Genomic DNA, 17,528 nt, shown 5'->3' on the forward strand with positions numbered 1-17,528 from the left:
CGCCGCACGACGTCGCGGACGGGCGCGCGGTCGGTGCTAGCTCTCCGACACGACGTTCAGCTCGATCTCGGCCTCCCAGTCGTGGCGCCAGAAGCCCTTGCGGTCCACCGTCGCGCGCAGCACCCAGTGGACCTCGACGCTCGCGGTCTCCAGCGCCGCCGGCGCGTCGGCCGGCACGGTGATGGAGAGCGGGAGCCGCGTCTCGACGCCGCGCGGCAGCTCGACGCCCGAAGCCAGCACCTCCCGCGCCACCACGTCGTCCACCGGCTCGATCTGCCCGCGGAACCGCAGCCGGCGGACCAGCGCGACCTCGACGTCCGCCGCGCCCTTCGGGTCCTTGAGCGGCGTCAGCGCGAGCGTCCCCGCCACCGCCTCCCCGGGTCGCACCGTCCGCGTGACACCGTCGAACGCGATGGTGCAGTCGTCGTCGAAGTCGGTCTCGAGCGGCAGCTCGGCCCGTGCGGGCACGCCCGGCGTCCCGGCCACCGTCAGCGGCGCGGTCGCGCTGGGATCGAACCCGCGCCGCCGGTCGATCGTCGCCACCATCGCGTACCGCACGAGGCCCTCGGCGCTCGCCGCCGCGTCGGCCGGCACCGGCACCCGCACGACGGTCGTGCCCGCCGCGGGCTCGCCCTCCCACACGGGGACCTCCGCGAGCACGGTGCGCAGCAGCGAGCCCGAGGTCGTCTCCGTGGGCCAGAAGACGTCGAGCACGACGTCGCCGGTCAGCTCCGACCGCGTCGTCGTCTGCGCGGCGAGCTGCACGAGCTCCACCTTCCCGCCCACGACCTTGTCGTCGAGCCGGGGCACCGTCACCCGCGCCTCCACCTCGCCCGCCGCGGCCACCGTGCCGCCGCCGGCCAGCTCCACCTGCACCGCGACCTCGATCTGCGCGTCCTGCGCCTGCGTCTCGCTCATCGCGCGGGATGATCGCGCGTCAGGCGGCGTCTCGAACCTCCCACGCCCGACGCCACCTCCAGGCACCGGCGTAGGGTCGGCCGGAGCCAAGGAGGCACAGGTCACATGCAGCACATCGAAGGCTTCGCCGGGCGCCAGGTCCGGCCGGGGGATGCGGGCTACGACGAGGCCCGGGCGGTCTTCAACGGGATGGTCGACAAGCGGCCCGCGCTCATCGCCCAGTGCACGAGCGAGGCCGACGTGGCGGCCGGCATCGCGCACGCGCGCCGCACGGGGCTGCCGCTCGCGGTCCGCGCGGGCGGCCACTCGGTCGCCGGGTACTCGATGGTCGACGACGGCGTCGTGCTCGACCTGCGGGCGATGAACCACGTGCTCGTCGACCCGCAGCTTCGCACCGCGCGCGTCGAGGCCGGCGCGCTGTGGAGCGAGGTCGACGCGGTGACGCAGGAGCACGGCCTGGCCACCACCGGCGGGCGGGTCTCGACCACGGGCGTCGCGGGCTTCACGCTCGGCGGCGGCTCGGGCTGGCTGGAGCGCTCGTGCGGCCTGGCGGTCGACAACCTCATCGCGGCGCGGATGATCACCGCCGACGGCGACCTCGTGACGTGCAACGGTGCGCACAGCCCCGAGCTGCTCTGGGCGCTGCGCGGCGGCGGCGGGAACTTCGGCGTCGTCACGGAGCTGGAGCTGCTCCTCCACCCGGTCGGACCGGAGCTCTACGGCGGGCTCGCCGTGTGGGACCCGCGGCACGGGCGCACGATGGCCCGCGCGTTCCGCGACTTCTACGCGACCGCGCCGGACGCCGCCGGCGTCGCGATGGGCTACGTCCATGGGCCGCCGGAGGAGTTCATCCCGCGCGAGTGGCAGGGCGAGCTGCTGTTCGCGCTCGTCGGCTGCTGGAACGGCCCGGTCGACGAGGGCGCGAAGGGGCTCGCGGCGCTGCTCGCGAGCGCGCCGCCGGTCGTGAACCTGTTCGGCCCGATGCCCTACACGCAGCTGCAGTCGATGCTCGACGACCCGCCCGGCATGCGGCACTGGTGGACCGGCGACTACGTCGGCGGCCTGCCGGACGACGCGATCGAGGCGTTCTGCCGCTACAGCGAGGACATGCCCGGCCCGACGTCGCAGATGCTCGTCGCGCCGTGGGGCGGCGCGGTCGCGCGCGCGGGCGACGAGACCCCGCTCGCGCAGCGCGAGGCCGCGTTCGTCCTGCACCCGTTCGCGATGTGGGAGGACGCGTCGCGCGACGCCGAGCACCTCGCGTGGGGCCGGCGCAGCCACGCGGTCTTCGCGCCGTGGACGACCGGCGGCGTCTACCTCAACTTCGTCGGCGACGAGGGCGACGCCCGCGTGCGCGCCGCCTTCGGCCCCGCCTACGACCGCCTCGCGGAGATCAAGGCCCGCTACGACCCCGACAACGTCTTCCGCGGCAACCAGAACATCGCGCCGCGGCACGCGGAAGGGGTGCCCGCCCGCTAGTCCTTCTCGCGCTCGAGGGCCTCGACGACCGCGGCGTCGATCTCCGCTTGGTACGCCATGGCATCGTCGAGGTCCCCGATCCCCGCGACGATGACGGATCCCATGAGGGCGAGCGCACCCGCGCGCGAGCTGACCGGCAGGAGACCGTGCTTCGTCGCGATGTGGAGGTCATCGCCCGGGGGCGGGGTGTAGTCGCGGTACTTGAGCTTCACGGCTGCAGGATCCTCGCGCACAGGAGATCAACAAGGTACTTGTATGAATGACGTCCGTCCACGCGGAGCGCCATCCCGAGTGCCCAACGCGTCAGCGGCGTCGGCTCCGTCTGCACCAGCGGCAGACCTCCCCGCACCATCGCGTAGACGAAGAGCACCGTCGCCGTCCGTCCGTTGCCGTCGATGAACGGATGGATCCGGAGGAGGCGGACGTTCAGCCGAACGGCCGCCTCGACGATCACGCGCGTGTCCAGCCTCCTCGCGTCGCTCAGCGCCCGGATCCGTGCCGTGTCCTCCTCGAACCGCCGCAGCGCCTCCGCGACCCGGCGCTCGACGACCTCCGCGCGGACTCCGCGCCGGTTGACCATCACCGGCGTGTCACGCGTCCCCAGCCAGACCGGGTAGACGACCGCCTCACCGGGCTTGCGGAACCCCGCGGCCAGCGCCTCTGCGCGCACGCGCTGCATGGGCGGTAGTTCATCAAGACGGCGCGCGAACCTGTTCGGGAGCACGCGAGGCCGTAGGCCTCACGGCGTGCGGCTCGCCCCGTCCGGGTACCTTCGACAACCGGAATGCCCGCTCCGCCCCGCCCGGACCTCCCCGGCGCGGACGAGCCCCTCGGCCGCGAGGTGTACGTCGTCGCGGCCGTCGTGGTCGTCGGCGTGATCATGTCGATCCTCGACACGACGATCGTCAACGTCGCGCTCCAGACGCTGTCGCGCGAGCTGGACGCGCCGCTCGACACGATCCAGTGGGTCACGACCGGGTACCTGCTCGCGCTCGCGACGGTGATCCCGCTCACCGGGTGGATGTCGGAGCGGTTCGGGGCGAAGCGGGTCTACATGACGAGCGTCGCGCTGTTCGGCGTCGGCAGCGCGCTGTGCGGGCTGGCGTGGAGCGCCGAGTCGCTCATCTTCTTCCGCGTCCTGCAGGGGTTCGGCGGCGGGATGATCATGCCGATCGGGATGATCGTGCTGGCCCAGATCGCGGGCCCGCACCGCATCGGCCGGGTGATGTCGGTGATCGGCGTGCCGATGCTGCTCGGCCCGATCCTCGGCCCCGTCATCGGCGGCCTGATCGTCGACAACCTCGCGTGGGAGTGGATCTTCTACGTCAACGTCCCGATCGCGGTGCTCGGCCTCGTCCTCGCCCACCGCGTCCTCACCGCCGACCAGGGCAGGTCCGACGCCGGCCGACTGGACTGGCTCGGGCTCGCGCTCCTCTCTCCCGGCATCGCGGGGATCGTCTTCGGCCTGTCGGAGAGCGAGTCGCAGGGCGGCTTCGACCACCCGCTCGTCTACGGCCCGATCCTCGCCGGCGCGCTGCTCGTCGCCGCGTTCGTCCGCCACGCGTGGTTCGCGCCGCGGCCGCTGATCGACGTCAAGCTCTTCAAGGAGCGCACGTTCGCCGCCGCCAGCGTGCTCGGCTTCCTCGTCGGCGGCTCGCTGTTCGGCGCGATGATCGTGCTGCCGCTCTACTACCAGGTCGCACGCGGCGAGTCCGCGCTCGACGCGGGCCTGCTCATGGCGCCGCAGGGGCTCGGCGCGGCGATGGCGATGCCGATCGCGGGCCGCCTGACCGACCGCGTCGGCGGCGGCAAGGTCGCGCTCGTCGGCCTCGTCATCGCGACCGTCGGGACGATCCCGTACGCGTTCGTCGGCCCCGACTCCGCCTACGGCTGGCTCGGCGGCGTGCTCGTCGTCCGCGGCATCGGGATCGGCTGCACGATGATGCCGGCGATGGCCGCGGCGTACGCGGTGCTCGGTCCGCAGGACATCCCGCGGGCGACGTCCGCGCTCAACGTCATCCGCCAGGTCGGCGGCTCGCTGGGCACCGCGGTGCTCGCGGTGATCCTCCAGGGCCAGCTCATCGACGCCCGGACAGCCGGTGAGCCGATCGCCGAGGCGTTCGGCCACACGTTCTGGTGGGCGATCGGGATGACCGCGGTCGCGCTCGTCCCCGCGGTCATCCTCGCCCGGGCGCCGCGCGGCGCCCCGGCCGCTACCCCTGCGCCGCTCCCAGAGAGCTGAGCCGCTCGACCTCGTCGGGCGTCAGCGTGATCTCGCCCGCGGCGATGTTCTCCTCGACGTGCCCGACCGACTTCGTCCCCGGGATCGGGACCATCACCGGCGAGCGGTGCAGGAGCCAGGCGAGCGCGAGCTGCGCCGGCGTCGCGTCGTGCTCCCGCGCGACCTCGCTCAACGGGCTGCCCTCGCCGGCGAGCTTGCCGGTGGCGATCGGGAACCACGGGATGAACGCGATCCCCTCGCGCTCGCAGTGCTCGAGCACGTCCTCGCTCTGCCGCGTGACGAGGTTGTAGAGGTTCTGCACCGACACGACGTCGATGTGCTTGCGCGCCTCCTCCAGCTCGTCGACGCTCACCTCCGACAGGCCGAAGTGCTTGATGAGCCCCTCGTCCTGCATCGCCTTGATCTCGCCGAGCTGCTCCTCCAGCGGCACCTGCGCGTCGATGCGGTGCAGCTGCCACAGGTCGATCTGCTCGACGCCGAGCCGCCGCAGCGACATCAGCACGCACTGGCGCAGGTACTCGGGGCGGCCGACGACCTTCCAGATGCCCGGGCCGTGGCGGGTGAAGCCGCCCTTGGTCGCGATCTTGACGTCGCCGTAGGGGTGCAGCGCCTCGCGGATCAGGTCCTCCGACACGAACGGGCCGTACGAGTCCGCGGTGTCGATGAAGTCCACGCCGAGCTCGACCGCCCGGCGCAGCGTCGCGATCGCGGCGTCGCGGTCCGGCGGGTCGCCCCAGACGCCCTTGCCGGTGATCTGCATCGCGCCGTAGCCGAGCCGGTTGACGGCCAGGTCGCCGCCGATCGTGATCGTCTTGAAGTCGTTCACCCCGCAACGACTACCCGGTCCGGGCGGAAGTTCAAGTCCGTGGCGCTCCGCCGCCCGGGAGGATCAGCTCCGCGGGCTCCGGCTCGCGCTCGAACCGGCCCTCGCGGTCGACGTCCATCTCCTCGCCGCGCTGGGCTCGCTCGACGAGCTCGTCGACCATGCCCGGGTCGCGCAGCACCCTGCGCAGCCGCTCCATGTCCAGCTCGCCCTGCCACCGCGCCACGACGAGCGTCGCCACCGTGTTGCCGATCGCGTTGGTGAGCGCGCGGCCCTCGGACATGATGCGGTCGATCCCGACCACGAGCGCGATGCCGACCGCGATCGCCTCGGCGCTGAAGAACGTCCCGCCGAACGCCTGCAGCGACGCGGTCAGCGTGACCAGGCCCGCGCCGGTGATGCCCGCCGCGCCCTTGGACGTGAGGATCATCAGGCCGGCGAGCGCGAGCTGCTCGCCGATCGCCATGTCCGTGCCCGACGCCTGCACGATGAACAGCGCGCCGAGCGTGAGGTAGATGCAGGTGCCGTCGAGGTTGAAGCTGTAGCCGGTCGGGAGCACGACGCCGACCGTCTGGCGCGACGCGCCCGCCGCCTCGAGCTTGGCCAGCAGCCGCGGGAGCACGGTCTCCGACGACGAGGTGCCGACGATGATGAGCAGCTCGTCGCGGATCAGCCGGATGACGCGGAAGATGCTGAACCCGGCCAGCCGCGCGACCGTCCCGAGCACCACGACGACGAACAGCGCGCACGTGCCCCAGAACGTCACGGCGAGCAGGCCGAGGTTCGCCAGCGACTCGCCGCCGAACTGCGCGACGGTGTAGGCCATCCCGCCGAACGCGCCGATCGGGGCGGCCCACATGACGATGCGGATGATCCCGAAGATGATCTGCGAGGCGATCTGGAAGACGCCGACGACCTTCTCGCGCGTGACCTTCGGCAGCCCGCTGATCGCGGCGGCGACGAGGATCGCCAGCACCAGCACGCGGAGGATCTCGTTCTCGACGAACGGGCCGACGATCGACTCCGGCGCGAGGTCCTCGGTGATGAACCCGACCAGGCCCTCCTCGGTGTTGCCGGCCTCGTCGATCGACTCCTTCGCCTGCTCCTGCGAGGCCTCGGACGGGTCGCCCTCGAAGCCGCCGCCGGGCTTGACGAGGTTGCCGGCGAGGAGGCCGAGGCCGAGCGCGACGACGGTCAGCGTGAAGAAGTAGCCGAGCGCGCGGAGCGCGAGGCCGCCCGCGCGCGACAGGTCGCCGATCGCTGCGATGCCGACGACGACCGTGACGAAGATGACCGGCGCGGTGATGGTCGTGATGAGCTGGATGAACGCGTCCGCCAGCCACTTGGCCTTCAGCGCGGTGTCCGGCACCGCGAGGCCGAAGGCGATGCCCGCCGCGATCGCGATCAGGACCCAGAACCACAGCTGCGTGCGCAGCGCCCTGCGCTTGCCGTTCGCCGTCTCCCCCGTCGTCATGTCCCGCGCGTTACCCACGATCGCAACCGTTCGCACGCCGGGTAGCTTTCGCCCGCATGGACGTGCTGCTGTGCGCCGACACGCTGCGCTCGCCCCAGCTCCGCCACGAGCTGCCGGCGGCGATCATCGACGACGTCGTCTACGCCGAGCACGGCGGGCGGGCGTACGTCGCCGCGAGCATCCTCGAGCGCGCCGACGTCGAACGCGTGCGCCCGGACGTGGTGTTCGTCGACGTGGGCGAGCTGGGCGCCGACGAGCTGATCGCGCGCGGGCTGTCGTGGGACGAGCTGAGCGCGCACCTGGCGCTGCGGCTGTGCCAGCGCATCGGCCTCACGCGCGCGGCGGTGCCGCACGGGTTCCCGCTCGGCGTCGCGGACGTGCTGCGCGCGGGCGGGGTCGCGCTCGACGTGGAGGGCCGGTTGTTCGACGACCGCCGCCGGGTCAAGTCCGCGGCCGAGCTGGCGGGCGTGCGCCGGGCGGCCCGCGCGGCGGAGGCGGCGGCGACCGCGATCGCCACGCTGCTGGCGGCGGCCGAGCCGGACGGCGACGGCCTCCTGCGCCTGGAGGACGGCCTGCTGACCGCCGAGCGGCTGCGCGCGGCCGCCGAGGACGCCGCGCGCGCGAACGGCGCGATGCTCGCCGAGTCGATCGTGGCGATCGGGGAGCAGGCGGCGGACGGCCACGACGCGGGCTCCGGGCCGGTGCGCGCGGGCGCCGCGATCGTCTGCGACCTGTGGCCGCAGGACCGCGAGTCCGGCTGCTACGCCGACTTCACGCGGACGTTCGTGGCCGGCGGCGACCCGGACGAGGAGATCGTCCAGTGGCACGGGCTCTGCCGCGACGTGCTCGCGCGGGTGCTCGACGCGACGGCGCCGGGGGTCACCGGCAAGGAGCTGTGGGAGGTCGCCTGCGACGTGTTCGAGGCGGCCGGCCACGCGACGCAGCGGACGAAGGAGCCGGGCGCCGCGCTCGACCACGGCTTCTACCACTCGCTCGGCCACGGCGTGGGGCTGCAGGTCCACGAGGCGCCGGCGCTCGGGCGCAGCGGGCTCGACACGCTGGTGGCGGGCGACGTGATCGCGATCGAGCCCGGCCTCTACCGGCCGGGTCTGGGCGGCGTGCGGATCGAGGAGACCGTGCTCGTCACCGAGGACGGCCACGAGCTGCTGACGACGTTCGACCACGAGCTGCGCATCTGAGCCGCCGGCGCTCCCCTTGTTCGGGCCCGGTCCGAAAAGGGGAGAGCTGCATGGATGCAGACCTCGCGGCTGCTGTCGGCGGGCCCGCTGACCGGCCCGGGCGGCGGGCTGTTCGGCCCCGTCCAGCGCGGCCGCGCGCTGTTCGCGCTCCTGCTCGTCGGGATCGCGACCAGCGCCGTGAGCGCCGCGGCCAACGGCGCCGAGGGTCGCTGGCTCGCGGTCGCGTGCGAGTGCGTGCTGGCCAGCGGCAAGGCGGCGATCGCGGTGTGGGCGCTGCGGACGCCCAGGCGCAACGACGCAGGCGTCAACGCGGCGGTGGCGTACAACACGCTGTGCGCGGTCGCGACCAACCTGCTGTTCGTCGGCGACACGCGCCCGTTCAGCGCCCAGCTGATCCTCGCGGTGGTGTTCGCGGCGCTGTTCGTCGACGGCCGGGCGTTCGTGGCGCACCTGGCGCTCGTCGTCGTCGCGTCCGCGATGACGGTCATCGGGGTCGAGGACGTGGGCGGGCACCTCGCGCGGCTGGCGACGATCGTGCTGACGGGCGGCGCGACCGCGGCGATGTGCCGCACCATCCGCGTCCACTACGACCGCGCATCCGAGCAGGCCTCGCTCGACCAGCTGACCGGCATCGCCAACCGGCGCTCCTTCGACGACCAGGCGCGCGCGGCGATCGCGCACGCCGAGCGGTTCGGCGAGCCGCTCGCGCTCCTCTTCCTCGACCTCGACGGGTTCAAGCGGCTCAACGACGAGGAGGGCCACGAGGCCGGTGACGAGGAGCTCGCGGTGGTCGCGCACCGGCTGTCGGAGCGCGCCCGCGAGCAGGACCGCGTCTTCCGCATCGGCGGCGACGAGTTCGCCCTGCTCCTTCCCGGGACCGACGCGCCCGGCGCCGCGCGGCTGGCGCACGACCTGCTGACGGACGTGACACCCGGCCTGCGGGTCGGGATGACGATCGGCGTCTCGGCCTACCCGCGCCACGCCGACCACGCCGGCGGGCTGCTGCGCGCGGCCGACGTCGCGCTGCTGGAGGGGAAGCGGACGGGCAGGGGCCGCGTCGTCGTCGCGAGCGCCCCGGCGCCGCGCTTCGCCCGCTGATCAGCTCGGCACGACCGCCGGGCCGAACGCGTCGGCGAGCGCCTCGACGAGCGCGCGCTGGTCGTCCTCCTCGCCGGCCAGGCGGCGCTGGCGCTCGGCGCCGGGCTCGCGCGCGAGGAGCGGCACGAGCGCCAGCTCGGCCTCGCAGCCCAGCGCGGCCGCGTGCGGCGCGCACGCGGCGACGACCTCGTCGATGAGGTCGCAGACCGGGACGCGCGTGCCGCGGTCGGGGTCGATCAGCGCGCCCTTGACCCCGTCGCGCGCGGCGAGGAAGCGGTTCTCGTCCAGGACCTCCTGCGCGTGGAGCAGCCGGGACGACGCGTAGCCCTCGGTCACCTCCAGCCGCACGAGGCACTGGACGAGCGCGACGAGCGCCGCGGTCTGCTCGACCGACGCCTGCGCGTCCATCACGCGCACCTCGACGGTGCCGTAGCGCGGCTGCAGGCGCACGTCCCACCACAGGAACGAGTGGTCGGGGAGCGCGTCGGCGTCGAGCAGCAGGCCGATCGACCGCACCCAGTCGGCGTACGACGAGAAGACGCGCGGGATGCCGACGCGCGGGAAGGCCTGGAAGAGCGGCGTGCGCGCGGACGCCAGGCCGGTGTCGCGGCCCTGCCAGTACGGCGAGTTCGCACTGAGCGCCAGCAGCAGCGGGACGTGCGCGCGCAGCTGGTTGAGCGCCGCGACCGCCGACGCCGGCGACGGCACGCCGACGTGGACGTGGAGCGCGAACGTCGGCTCGCGCCGGGCCAGCGCGCGCATCGAGCCGCGGACGGCCTGGTGGCGCTCGGCCTCCGATACGCGCATGTCGTGCCAGACGGCGAACGGGTGCGTCCCCGCGCACGCCGCCCGCAGCCCGCGCGCGGCCAGCACCTCCGCCACCCGCTCGCGCAGCTCACCGAGATCGGCGATCGCGTCGGCCACCACGGCGTGCACGCCGGTGTTCAGCTCGAGCGCCGAGCTGTGCGTCTCCGAGCACACGACCGCCCGCAGCTCAGGCGGCATCGCCTCGAGCACCTCCTCGACGACCTGCGCCAGCGCCCAGTTCCCCGGGTCGAGGAGCATGATCTCCTCCTCCACCCCGACCGTCCACGGCCGCCCCGCGTCGCCGGCCCAGCGCGCCCACTCCTCCTGACCCAGAGTCACGCGGCCGACGTACCCGCCCGCGCGCACCGCCTCACGGTCAGCGGCGCGCTAGCCTCCCGGGCCGAGGTGTGCCGGGAAGACTGGTCGGCGTCCGTCGACCCCTGCCATGACGCCCTTGACCTCACGCACCCGCGGCTTCACCGCCTGGGCCACGCCCGGCCAGCGCGCCGCGCAGCGCTTCCTCACCACCGAGGCCGGCGGCGCGTCGCTGCTGCTCGCCGCCACCGTCCTCGCGCTGATCTGGGCGAACTCGCCGCTCGGCGACGTCTACGACGACCTGTGGCACACCGAGATCGCGGTCACCGTGGGCTCCCACACCATCAGCGAGGACCTCAAGCACTGGGTCAACGACGGGCTGATGGTGTTCTTCTTCTTCCTCGTCGGGATGGAGGTGCGGCGGGAGCTGACGCTCGGAGAGCTGACCGACCGCCAGCGCGCGCTCATCCCGGCGCTCGCGGCGCTCGGCGGGATGGTCGTCCCGGCGCTGCTGTTCACCGCGATCAACGCCGGGGGCGAGGGCGCCGGCGGCTGGGGCATCGTGATGGCGACCGACATCGCGTTCGTCGTCGGGCTGCTCGCGCTCGTGGCGCCGCGCGCGCCGTCGTCGCTGCGCGTCTTCCTCCTGACGCTCGCGATCGTCGACGACATCGGCGCGATCGTCGTCATCGCGATCTTCTACGCCGAGAGCGTCGACCTCGTCGCGCTCGCCGTCGCGTTCGCGGTCCTCCCGCTGATCCTCGTCGTCAACCGCGTCAACGCGTGGCGCGGCCCGGCGTACTTCGTCTCCGGCCTGATCCTGTGGGTGGCGATGTACGAGTCGGGCGTGCACCCGACGATCGCGGGCGTGCTCGTCGGCCTGCTCGTCGACGTGCACCCCCCACGGCGCCGCGACGTCGAGCTCGCCGCGCGGCTGACGCGGCTCTTCCAGGGCACGCCGACGCCGCAGCTCGCCCGCCGCACGAAGCTCGGCGTGGCCGACGCGGTCTCCCCCAACGAGCGGCTGCAGATCCTCTGGCACCCGTGGACGAGCTACGTGATCGTGCCGGTCTTCGCGCTTGCCAACGCGGGCATCCACCTCGACGGCGACATGCTCCGCGACGCGTCCACCTCGGCGCTGACGCTCGGCGTCATCGCCGGCCTCGTGCTCGGCAAGCTGATCGGCGTCGCGGGATCGACGCTCCTCGCCGTCCGCGCCGGCGTCGGCCCGATGCCCGACGGCGTCGGCCGCCCGCAGCTCGCCGGCGGCGCGGCGCTGGCCGGCATCGGCTTCACGGTCTCGCTGTTCATCACCGACCTCGCGTTCACCGACGAGGCGCTGCAGGACCAGGCGAAGGTCGGCGTGCTCGTCGCCTCGGTGATCGCCGCGGTGCTCGCGTCGGTCATCTTCCGCACCGCGGCGCGCGACGAGGTGCCGCCGGCGGAGGGCCCGCCACGGCTCGCGCACCCGGTCCGCCCCGGGCTGGACCACATCCGCGGCCCGGTCGACGCGCCGCACACGCTGCTCGTCTACGGCGACTACGAGTGCCCGTACTGCGCCCGCAGCGCCGACGTGCTCGACGAGCTGCAGGAGCAGATGGCCGACCAGCTGCGGATCGTCTGGCGCCACCTGCCGCTGGAGGACGAGCACCCGGGCGCGCTGCTGGCCGCCGAGGCCGCGGAGGCGGCGGGCGAGCAGGGCGCGTTCTGGCCGATGCACGACCGGCTGCTGCGCGACCCCGAGGCGCCCGACCTCAGCCGGCTGCTCGACCACGCGCAGGCGCTCGGCCTCGACCTCGACCGGTTCGCCGACGACGTGCAGGAGCAGGCGCACCGCGGCCGCATCGACCTCAACGTCCAGGGCGCGCGCGAGAGCGGCGCGCGGGGCACGCCGTCCTTCTACGTGGACGGCGTGCGCCACGACGGGCCGTGGGACGCGGAGGCGCTCGCCGCCGCGCTGAGCCCTACGCCTTCCGGCGGCTGACCGCGACGGCGAACCCGGCGGCGATCAGGCCGATCGCGCCCATCACGATGCCCGCGATGGCCAGGCCGGTCGACGCCTTGCCGTCGAGGTCGTCGGCGGTGACGCCGGACGCCTGCGCGGACGCGTTCTCCGCCGCGACCTCCTCCTGCGCGGCGGCGTCGTCGGACGCGGCGGCGCCGTGGGCGTCGTCCGCGGCGATCAGCTGCACGGTCGCCGCGGGCGCCTCCGGCTCCTCCTGACCCTCGACGGGGATCTCGGCCCAGGCGGTCTCGCCCTCCTCGCACCTCTGGAGGATCTTGAAGTGCACGGGCTCGCCGGCGGTGCCGGCGACGTTGATGGACAGGCCGAACCGCTGGAGCTGGTGGGCGTCGAGCCTGCCGCCGCTCCACGTGATCTCGCGCGGCCCCTCGGTGATCGTCTCGCCGTGCTGCTCGACCGGCTTGGCGAGCTTGCCCTCCTTGACCTTGATGTCCCAGCCCGTCGCGACCTCCGGCGTCGCGCCGACGACGGCGTCCGGGAGCTGGACGGTGATCGAGGTCGTGGGCGACTCGTCGCACCCGTGCGGGACGTTGACGTCGACGAACGAGTAGCCCTCGGCCGGGATCTCGGCCGGCGAGACCGTCACGTGGGCGCCCGCGGTGGCGGGGACGGCGAGGGCGGCGACGGCGACGGCCGCGGTCGTGAGCTTGTTGCGCTGCATTTCCGTATGTGTTCCTTTGCGAATCGATGGACTGACGTGGCTGGTTGGGGTCAGGCCATCGACGGCGGCGCCCGGCCGGCGAGCCGGCGGGCGAGCAGCGCGCCCCCGCGCGGGCGGACGCGGCGCGGCGGGCGGGGCAGGCGGGCGTGGTGGTGCGGAGCGGCCGGCCGCGCGTCGGGGCGGTGCGCCGCGCGGGCGCGGCGGGCCCGGTCGAGGAGCTCCTCCCCCGGGTACGCGCCGCCGCGCAGCGCGGTGAGCGCCACGAGCGCCGGCAGCAGGAGCGCCGGCAGGACGAGCAGGAGCGCGGTCACTCGACCGGCACCTCGACCTTCGCGGTGTAGACGTCGAACGTGCCGAGCCGGAGCGTCGCCTTGAGCTCCCAGTCACCGGCCGGCGAGATCGTCGCCGCGTTGGTCGTGTAGTGCCCGGGACCGGCCTTGCGGAGCGGCAGCTCCAGCGGCCCGAGGTCCTTGTCGGGCAGCGACACGTGCACGTCGAGCTCGTCGAGGTCCTCCAGCTGCGCGCCCGTCTTGCCGTCGAAGAGGTAGACGTGCACCTCCTGGTTGCCGGCCTTCAGCGGGTCGATCGTGAGCTCCATCCGAGCGGGGCCGAGGTCGAGCGACTCGGCGAGCATCCCGGGCGCGGCCGACGCCGGGCTGTAGGACACGAGCGCGGCGGTCGTGGCGATCACCGCGGCGGCAAGCCCGACCTCGGCCCGGAGCGCGGTGCGGAGCCTCAGCCCGTCCGCGCCCGGAGCCTGGTCGCCGTGCGCCGCCAACGCGCGCAGCCGGGGCGCGACCCGCCGCTGGTTGTAGGCGCCGAGCGCGACGAGCCCGCCGAGCAGCACGACCTTGACGACGATCGCGCGCCCGAACGCGGTGTCGGCGAGGTCGTCGAGCGCGCCGAGGTGGACGATCGCCTGCAGCGTGCCGGACGCGATGATCAGCGCGACCGACGCCAACGCGAGCGGCGAGAACCGCGTGAGCGTGGCGGCGAGGAGCTTCGTCCGGTCGCCCGGCGCGGCGAGCGTGCGCGTGGCCTTCGGGACGACGAACAGAAGCGTCACGAGGCCGCCGACCCACGCGCCCATCGCGAGCACGTGGAGCGCGTCGGCGGGAAGCATGAGCCACGTCGGATCCGTGTTCGACGCGTGGCCGCCGAGCCCGAACGACACCGCTCCGGCCAGCAGCCCCGCGCCCGCCACGACCTTCGCGCCGGGCGCCGTCACGCGCGTCGCGAACGCGGCGGCGACCGCGAGCCAGCCGACGAGCCGCAGCGCGGACACCTCGCCGTAGCGCGTGTCGAGCACGTCGCCGATCACGGTCGGGTCGAGCGCGGCCCCAAAGCCGGTGCCGCCCGCGACCGCGCCCTGGAAGACGATGGCCAGCGCGCTGGTGACGACGCCCACGCCGGCCGCGCCGAGCACGACCGCGCGCAGCCGCTGCGCGAACGCGGCGTCCGCCTCCGCCCACCGGCCGGCGGGGAACACGAGCAGCAGGAACGCGAAGGCGCCGATGCCGATCGCGCTCGCGGCGTAGCCGAGCCCGCGCACGACGCCGAACGCGGTTGTCGTCACCGCGCCCGACTCGGTGTCGCTGAGCAGGTCCGAGACCGACGCGCCGGGCGCCGCTCCCCCACTGCCGACCGTGAAGACGAACCCGCCGCTCACCGGGTGCGAGTCGGCGGAGACGACGCGGTAGGTCGCCGTGTACGTGCCGTCCGCGAGCCCCGGCTTCAGGCCCACGGCGACCGAGCGCCCCGAGCCGTCCGGCCGCGAGAGCTCGTTGTCGTCGACCCGCTCGCCGTCCGCGTCGTACACGCGCACCGCGCCGAAGCTCGCCTCGACCCGTTCGTTGAAGGCGAACGTGACCTGCCGCGGTGCCGCGTCGAGCTGCGCGCCGCGGGCGGGGTTGGACGACTCGAGCACGGCGTGCGCCTGCGCCGCCGCCGGCAGCGCCGCGAGCAGCGCCAGCGCGACGAGGAGGGCGCGGCGGATCACCACGCCTCGCGGCCCGCGGGCGCGGACGCGGCCGGTGCGGCCCCGCCATCGCCACCGGCGCCCGCGCGCCGCCGCCGCACGACCACGACGAACGCCACCGCGACGACGACGAAGACCCCGAGCGCAGCGAACATCGCCACCGGCGCCCCGCCGCCCTCGCCGCGCCACCACAGCGTCCCGCGCACCGACGCGCTGGCCGTCTCCGCGTCGCCGAGCCGCACCGGCACCGACCAGTCGAACACCTTCTGGCGCTCACCGCGGTCCTGCTTCAGCGGCGGGTCGGTCCTCGACATCCAGTGCATCCGGTGGTCGTGGAACTCGAACCGGCCGCCCTTGCCGACGACCTTCCACACCGGCGCGGCGTCCTTGTCGACGGTGTCCGGCACGGGCACCTCGCCGAACCGGTCGTCGTTGATGTAGGTCGCCTCGGAGCGCTGGTTGACGGACACGGTGCCGTCGGGGTCGATCCGGGCGTACGGCTCCTCGTCGTAGCCCTCGACGACGAGCGGCTGGGCGCCCTCGTAGACGAAGAGCAGGCGGTCGTCGCCGTTCAGGATCTCGGCCTTCAGGCCGGGGATGCCGTCGACGGAGGTGACGAGCGATTCGAAGTCGGGGTTGCCCTCGTGGGCGAGGGCGGGTGCGGCGGACGTCGCGCCGGCACAGGCGGCGAGCGCGACGGTCGCCAGCGCCAGTCGGCGGCGCAGGGACACGGGTTCTCCAAGGGTTCGGGGTGCACGAACGCGCGCACCTCCCCGGACGACCCGGCGTGACGGCGCGCGCGGCTAGGCGGCGGCTGCTGCGAGGAGCGCGGCGCGCGCGGGCGGGGGCCGCGAGACGTGCGCGGCGGCGTGCACCCGGCCGGCGCCCAGCACGAAGGCAGGCGAGCGGCGGGCGGGCAGCTGGAGGGAGCGGCGGCGCGGCTTGGCCATCACCCCGCGCCCGACGGCCGCGCGGAGCCGCTCGATCGACCGCTCGCCCAGGTACCGGCCGCTCAGCAGCGGCACGACGAGGACGAGGAGCGGGGCCACGAGCAGCGCGTTCGCACCGATCGCGCCCGCCTCCACGCCGAACGCCAGCGCGGCGAAGGCCACCGTGAGGAGGCCGAGCAGCGTCAGGTCGCGGCGCGCGGACATGCGCCGAAGAGCCTATAGGGTGCGCCGCCGAACATGGCGAGGGTCTTCATCACCGGCGCGCTGGGGTTCATCGGGCGCGCCCTCACAGCGCGGCTCCAGGCCGACGGGCACGACGTCACCGGCGTCGACCTGCGCGCCGACCCCGCGCGCGGCGTCGTCGCGGGCGACATCGCGGATGCGGGCAGCTGGCAGCGCCACGCCGACGGCGCCGACGTCGTCGTCCACACCGCGGCGGTCGTCTCGCTCCGCCTCGACCGGCCCGACGACGTCTGGCGGGCGAACGTGCTCGGCACCCACCACGCGCTCGCGGCCGCGATCGCCGGCGGCGCGCAGCGGTTCGTCCACGTCAGCAGCGTCACCGTGTTCGGCTTCGCCTTCCCCGACGGCGTCGACGAGATGTACCCCGTCCGCACGACCGGCGTCCCGTACCCCGACACGAAGATCGCGTCCGAGCAGCACGTCCTCGCCGCCCACGCGCGCGGCGCCATCGAGGCGGTCGTGGTCCGGCCCGGCGACGTCTACGGGCCCGGCTCGCGGCCGTGGGCGATCCAGCCGACCGAGCTCATCAAGCAGCGGCGCTTCGCCCTCCCGGACTTCGGCCGCGGCGTCTTCTCGCCCGTCTACGTCGACGACCTCGTCGAGGGCATGGCGCGCGCCGTCACCGCGCCGCCCGCGGCCGGTGAGGTGCTCACGCTGAGCGGCGGGGTCGGCGTCGCCAACCGCGACTTCTTCGGCCGCTACGCCGACGCGCTCGGGATGCGGCTCCTGCTCCTCCCCACGCCGGTCGCCAAGGCGGGCGCGGCGGTGGCCCGGCAGGCGCTGCGGTTCGGCAGCGGCGACAACGACCTCAACCCGCGCGCGGCCGACTACATGCTGCGGCGCGGGACGTACGGCATCGGCCGCGCGCGCGAGATCCTCGGCTGGGAGCCGCAGGTCGCCGTGGGCGACGGGCTCGACCGCACCGTCGCCTGGCTGCGCGCCGAGGGCTACCTGGAGCGCTAGGCGCGGACGCCCCGCTCGGCGAGCCAGTCCAGGACGGACTGCGGCGGGTTGCCCTCGAACTCCGCGCGCACCGCGAGGCTGATGATGTCGTCGTCGTCCTCGCCGACCTGATCGCGCCGGTGCGCGAGGTACAGCACGACCGCCTGCGCGACGACCACGGCCGGGTCCTCGTCAGCGCCGAACTCGATGCGCTCCTCCAGGTTCTCGATGCCGGTGACCGGCTCGTCGGCGTCCTCGAAGCGCACCTCGAAGTCGCCGAGCACGCCGTCCTCGTCGTTCGGGTCGACGATCTCGCAGGCGCGGCGGACGAGGTCGGAGAGGGTGATCGGGTCGGGTTCTCTGGCCATGTCGCCGG

The 17,528-nt window shown here is 74.3% G+C and carries 18 protein-coding genes; 6 read left to right on the forward strand and 12 right to left on the reverse strand.

The window, feature by feature from the left end:
• Positions 1–36: 36 nt before the first annotated feature.
• On the reverse strand, positions 37–918 hold the full coding sequence (locus AC1UE5_RS18220; protein ID WP_482926114.1) for a vacuolar protein sorting-associated family 26 protein: 882 nt from the start codon (positions 916–918) through the stop codon (positions 37–39).
• Between the two features lie 105 nt (positions 919–1,023).
• Between AC1UE5_RS18220 and AC1UE5_RS18225 the strand changes: the two genes are divergently transcribed.
• Positions 1,024–2,397, forward strand: coding sequence for an FAD-binding oxidoreductase (locus tag AC1UE5_RS18225; RefSeq protein WP_482926116.1), 1,374 nt, complete (start codon positions 1,024–1,026; stop codon positions 2,395–2,397).
• Here AC1UE5_RS18225 and AC1UE5_RS18230 read toward each other — a convergent pair.
• Entirely contained in the window at positions 2,394–2,609 is a 216-nt protein-coding gene (locus tag AC1UE5_RS18230; protein WP_482926118.1) for a hypothetical protein, read from the reverse strand. The two genes, AC1UE5_RS18225 and AC1UE5_RS18230, sit on opposite strands and share 4 nt — an antisense overlap.
• On the reverse strand, positions 2,606–3,076 hold the full coding sequence (locus tag AC1UE5_RS18235; RefSeq protein WP_482926120.1) for a Fic family protein: 471 nt from the start codon (positions 3,074–3,076) through the stop codon (positions 2,606–2,608). Before AC1UE5_RS18235 ends, AC1UE5_RS18230 begins: the two co-directional genes overlap by 4 nt.
• Positions 3,077–3,181: 105 nt before the next feature.
• Between AC1UE5_RS18235 and AC1UE5_RS18240 the strand changes: the two genes are divergently transcribed.
• Positions 3,182–4,639 carry an MDR family MFS transporter gene (locus AC1UE5_RS18240; protein ID WP_482926122.1) on the forward strand — a complete coding sequence of 486 codons (1,458 nt, stop codon included), beginning with the start codon at positions 3,182–3,184 and terminating at the stop codon, positions 4,637–4,639.
• Here AC1UE5_RS18240 and AC1UE5_RS18245 read toward each other — a convergent pair.
• Both AC1UE5_RS18245 and AC1UE5_RS18250 read right to left on the reverse strand, forming a co-directional pair.
• The gene (locus tag AC1UE5_RS18245; protein ID WP_482926124.1) at positions 4,611–5,465 is read right to left on the reverse strand and encodes an aldo/keto reductase; all 855 of its coding nucleotides are present in this window, start codon (positions 5,463–5,465) and stop codon (positions 4,611–4,613) included. The genes AC1UE5_RS18240 and AC1UE5_RS18245 overlap by 29 nt on opposite strands.
• Before the next feature lie 31 nt (positions 5,466–5,496).
• Entirely contained in the window at positions 5,497–6,936 is a 1,440-nt protein-coding gene (locus tag AC1UE5_RS18250; protein ID WP_482926126.1) for a cation:dicarboxylate symporter family transporter, read from the reverse strand.
• Positions 6,937–6,992: 56 nt separating this feature from the next.
• Here AC1UE5_RS18250 and AC1UE5_RS18255 point away from each other — a divergent pair, with 56 nt between their 5' ends.
• Positions 6,993–8,135, forward strand: a complete 1,143-nt coding sequence (locus AC1UE5_RS18255; RefSeq protein ID WP_482926128.1) for a M24 family metallopeptidase — start codon at positions 6,993–6,995, stop codon at positions 8,133–8,135.
• Between the two features lie 54 nt (positions 8,136–8,189).
• A complete protein-coding gene (locus AC1UE5_RS18260) occupies positions 8,190–9,233 on the forward strand; it encodes a GGDEF domain-containing protein (RefSeq protein WP_482926130.1) in 1,044 nt (347 codons plus the stop codon).
• On the opposite strand, the gene AC1UE5_RS18265 is transcribed toward AC1UE5_RS18260, so the two are convergent.
• A complete protein-coding gene (locus AC1UE5_RS18265; RefSeq protein WP_482926132.1) occupies positions 9,234–10,379 on the reverse strand; it encodes a carboxylate-amine ligase in 1,146 nt (381 codons plus the stop codon). It lies immediately after the preceding gene.
• Between the two features lie 106 nt (positions 10,380–10,485).
• Here AC1UE5_RS18265 and nhaA point away from each other — a divergent pair, with 106 nt between their 5' ends.
• On the forward strand, positions 10,486–12,339 hold the full coding sequence (gene nhaA, locus AC1UE5_RS18270; RefSeq protein WP_482926134.1) for a Na+/H+ antiporter NhaA: 1,854 nt from the start codon (positions 10,486–10,488) through the stop codon (positions 12,337–12,339).
• Here the strand turns inward: nhaA and AC1UE5_RS18275 are convergent.
• From AC1UE5_RS18275 to AC1UE5_RS18295, 5 genes are all read right to left on the reverse strand, one after another.
• Positions 12,320–13,039: a YcnI family protein gene (locus tag AC1UE5_RS18275; RefSeq protein WP_482926136.1), complete on the reverse strand. Its 720-nt coding sequence runs from the start codon at positions 13,037–13,039 to the stop codon at positions 12,320–12,322. The genes nhaA and AC1UE5_RS18275 overlap by 20 nt on opposite strands.
• A gap of 50 nt (positions 13,040–13,089) precedes the next feature.
• Positions 13,090–13,350, reverse strand: a complete 261-nt coding sequence (locus tag AC1UE5_RS18280; protein ID WP_482926138.1) for a hypothetical protein — start codon at positions 13,348–13,350, stop codon at positions 13,090–13,092.
• Positions 13,347–15,038, reverse strand: a complete 1,692-nt coding sequence (locus tag AC1UE5_RS18285) for a copper resistance CopC/CopD family protein (RefSeq protein ID WP_482926140.1) — start codon at positions 15,036–15,038, stop codon at positions 13,347–13,349. Before AC1UE5_RS18285 ends, AC1UE5_RS18280 begins: the two co-directional genes overlap by 4 nt.
• Positions 15,035–15,748 carry a hypothetical protein gene (locus AC1UE5_RS18290; RefSeq protein WP_482926142.1) on the reverse strand — a complete coding sequence of 238 codons (714 nt, stop codon included), beginning with the start codon at positions 15,746–15,748 and terminating at the stop codon, positions 15,035–15,037. Before AC1UE5_RS18290 ends, AC1UE5_RS18285 begins: the two co-directional genes overlap by 4 nt.
• Positions 15,749–15,820: 72 nt before the next feature.
• The gene (locus AC1UE5_RS18295) at positions 15,821–16,171 is read right to left on the reverse strand and encodes a hypothetical protein (protein WP_482926144.1); all 351 of its coding nucleotides are present in this window, start codon (positions 16,169–16,171) and stop codon (positions 15,821–15,823) included.
• Between the two features lie 33 nt (positions 16,172–16,204).
• Between AC1UE5_RS18295 and AC1UE5_RS18300 the strand changes: the two genes are divergently transcribed.
• On the forward strand, positions 16,205–17,173 hold the full coding sequence (locus AC1UE5_RS18300; protein ID WP_482926146.1) for an NAD-dependent epimerase/dehydratase family protein: 969 nt from the start codon (positions 16,205–16,207) through the stop codon (positions 17,171–17,173).
• On the opposite strand, the gene AC1UE5_RS18305 is transcribed toward AC1UE5_RS18300, so the two are convergent.
• Positions 17,170–17,520 carry a hypothetical protein gene (locus AC1UE5_RS18305; protein WP_482926148.1) on the reverse strand — a complete coding sequence of 117 codons (351 nt, stop codon included), beginning with the start codon at positions 17,518–17,520 and terminating at the stop codon, positions 17,170–17,172. The genes AC1UE5_RS18300 and AC1UE5_RS18305 overlap by 4 nt on opposite strands.
• Positions 17,521–17,528: the final 8 nt, after the last annotated feature.

Source organism: Parviterribacter multiflagellatus, assembly GCF_056863265.1.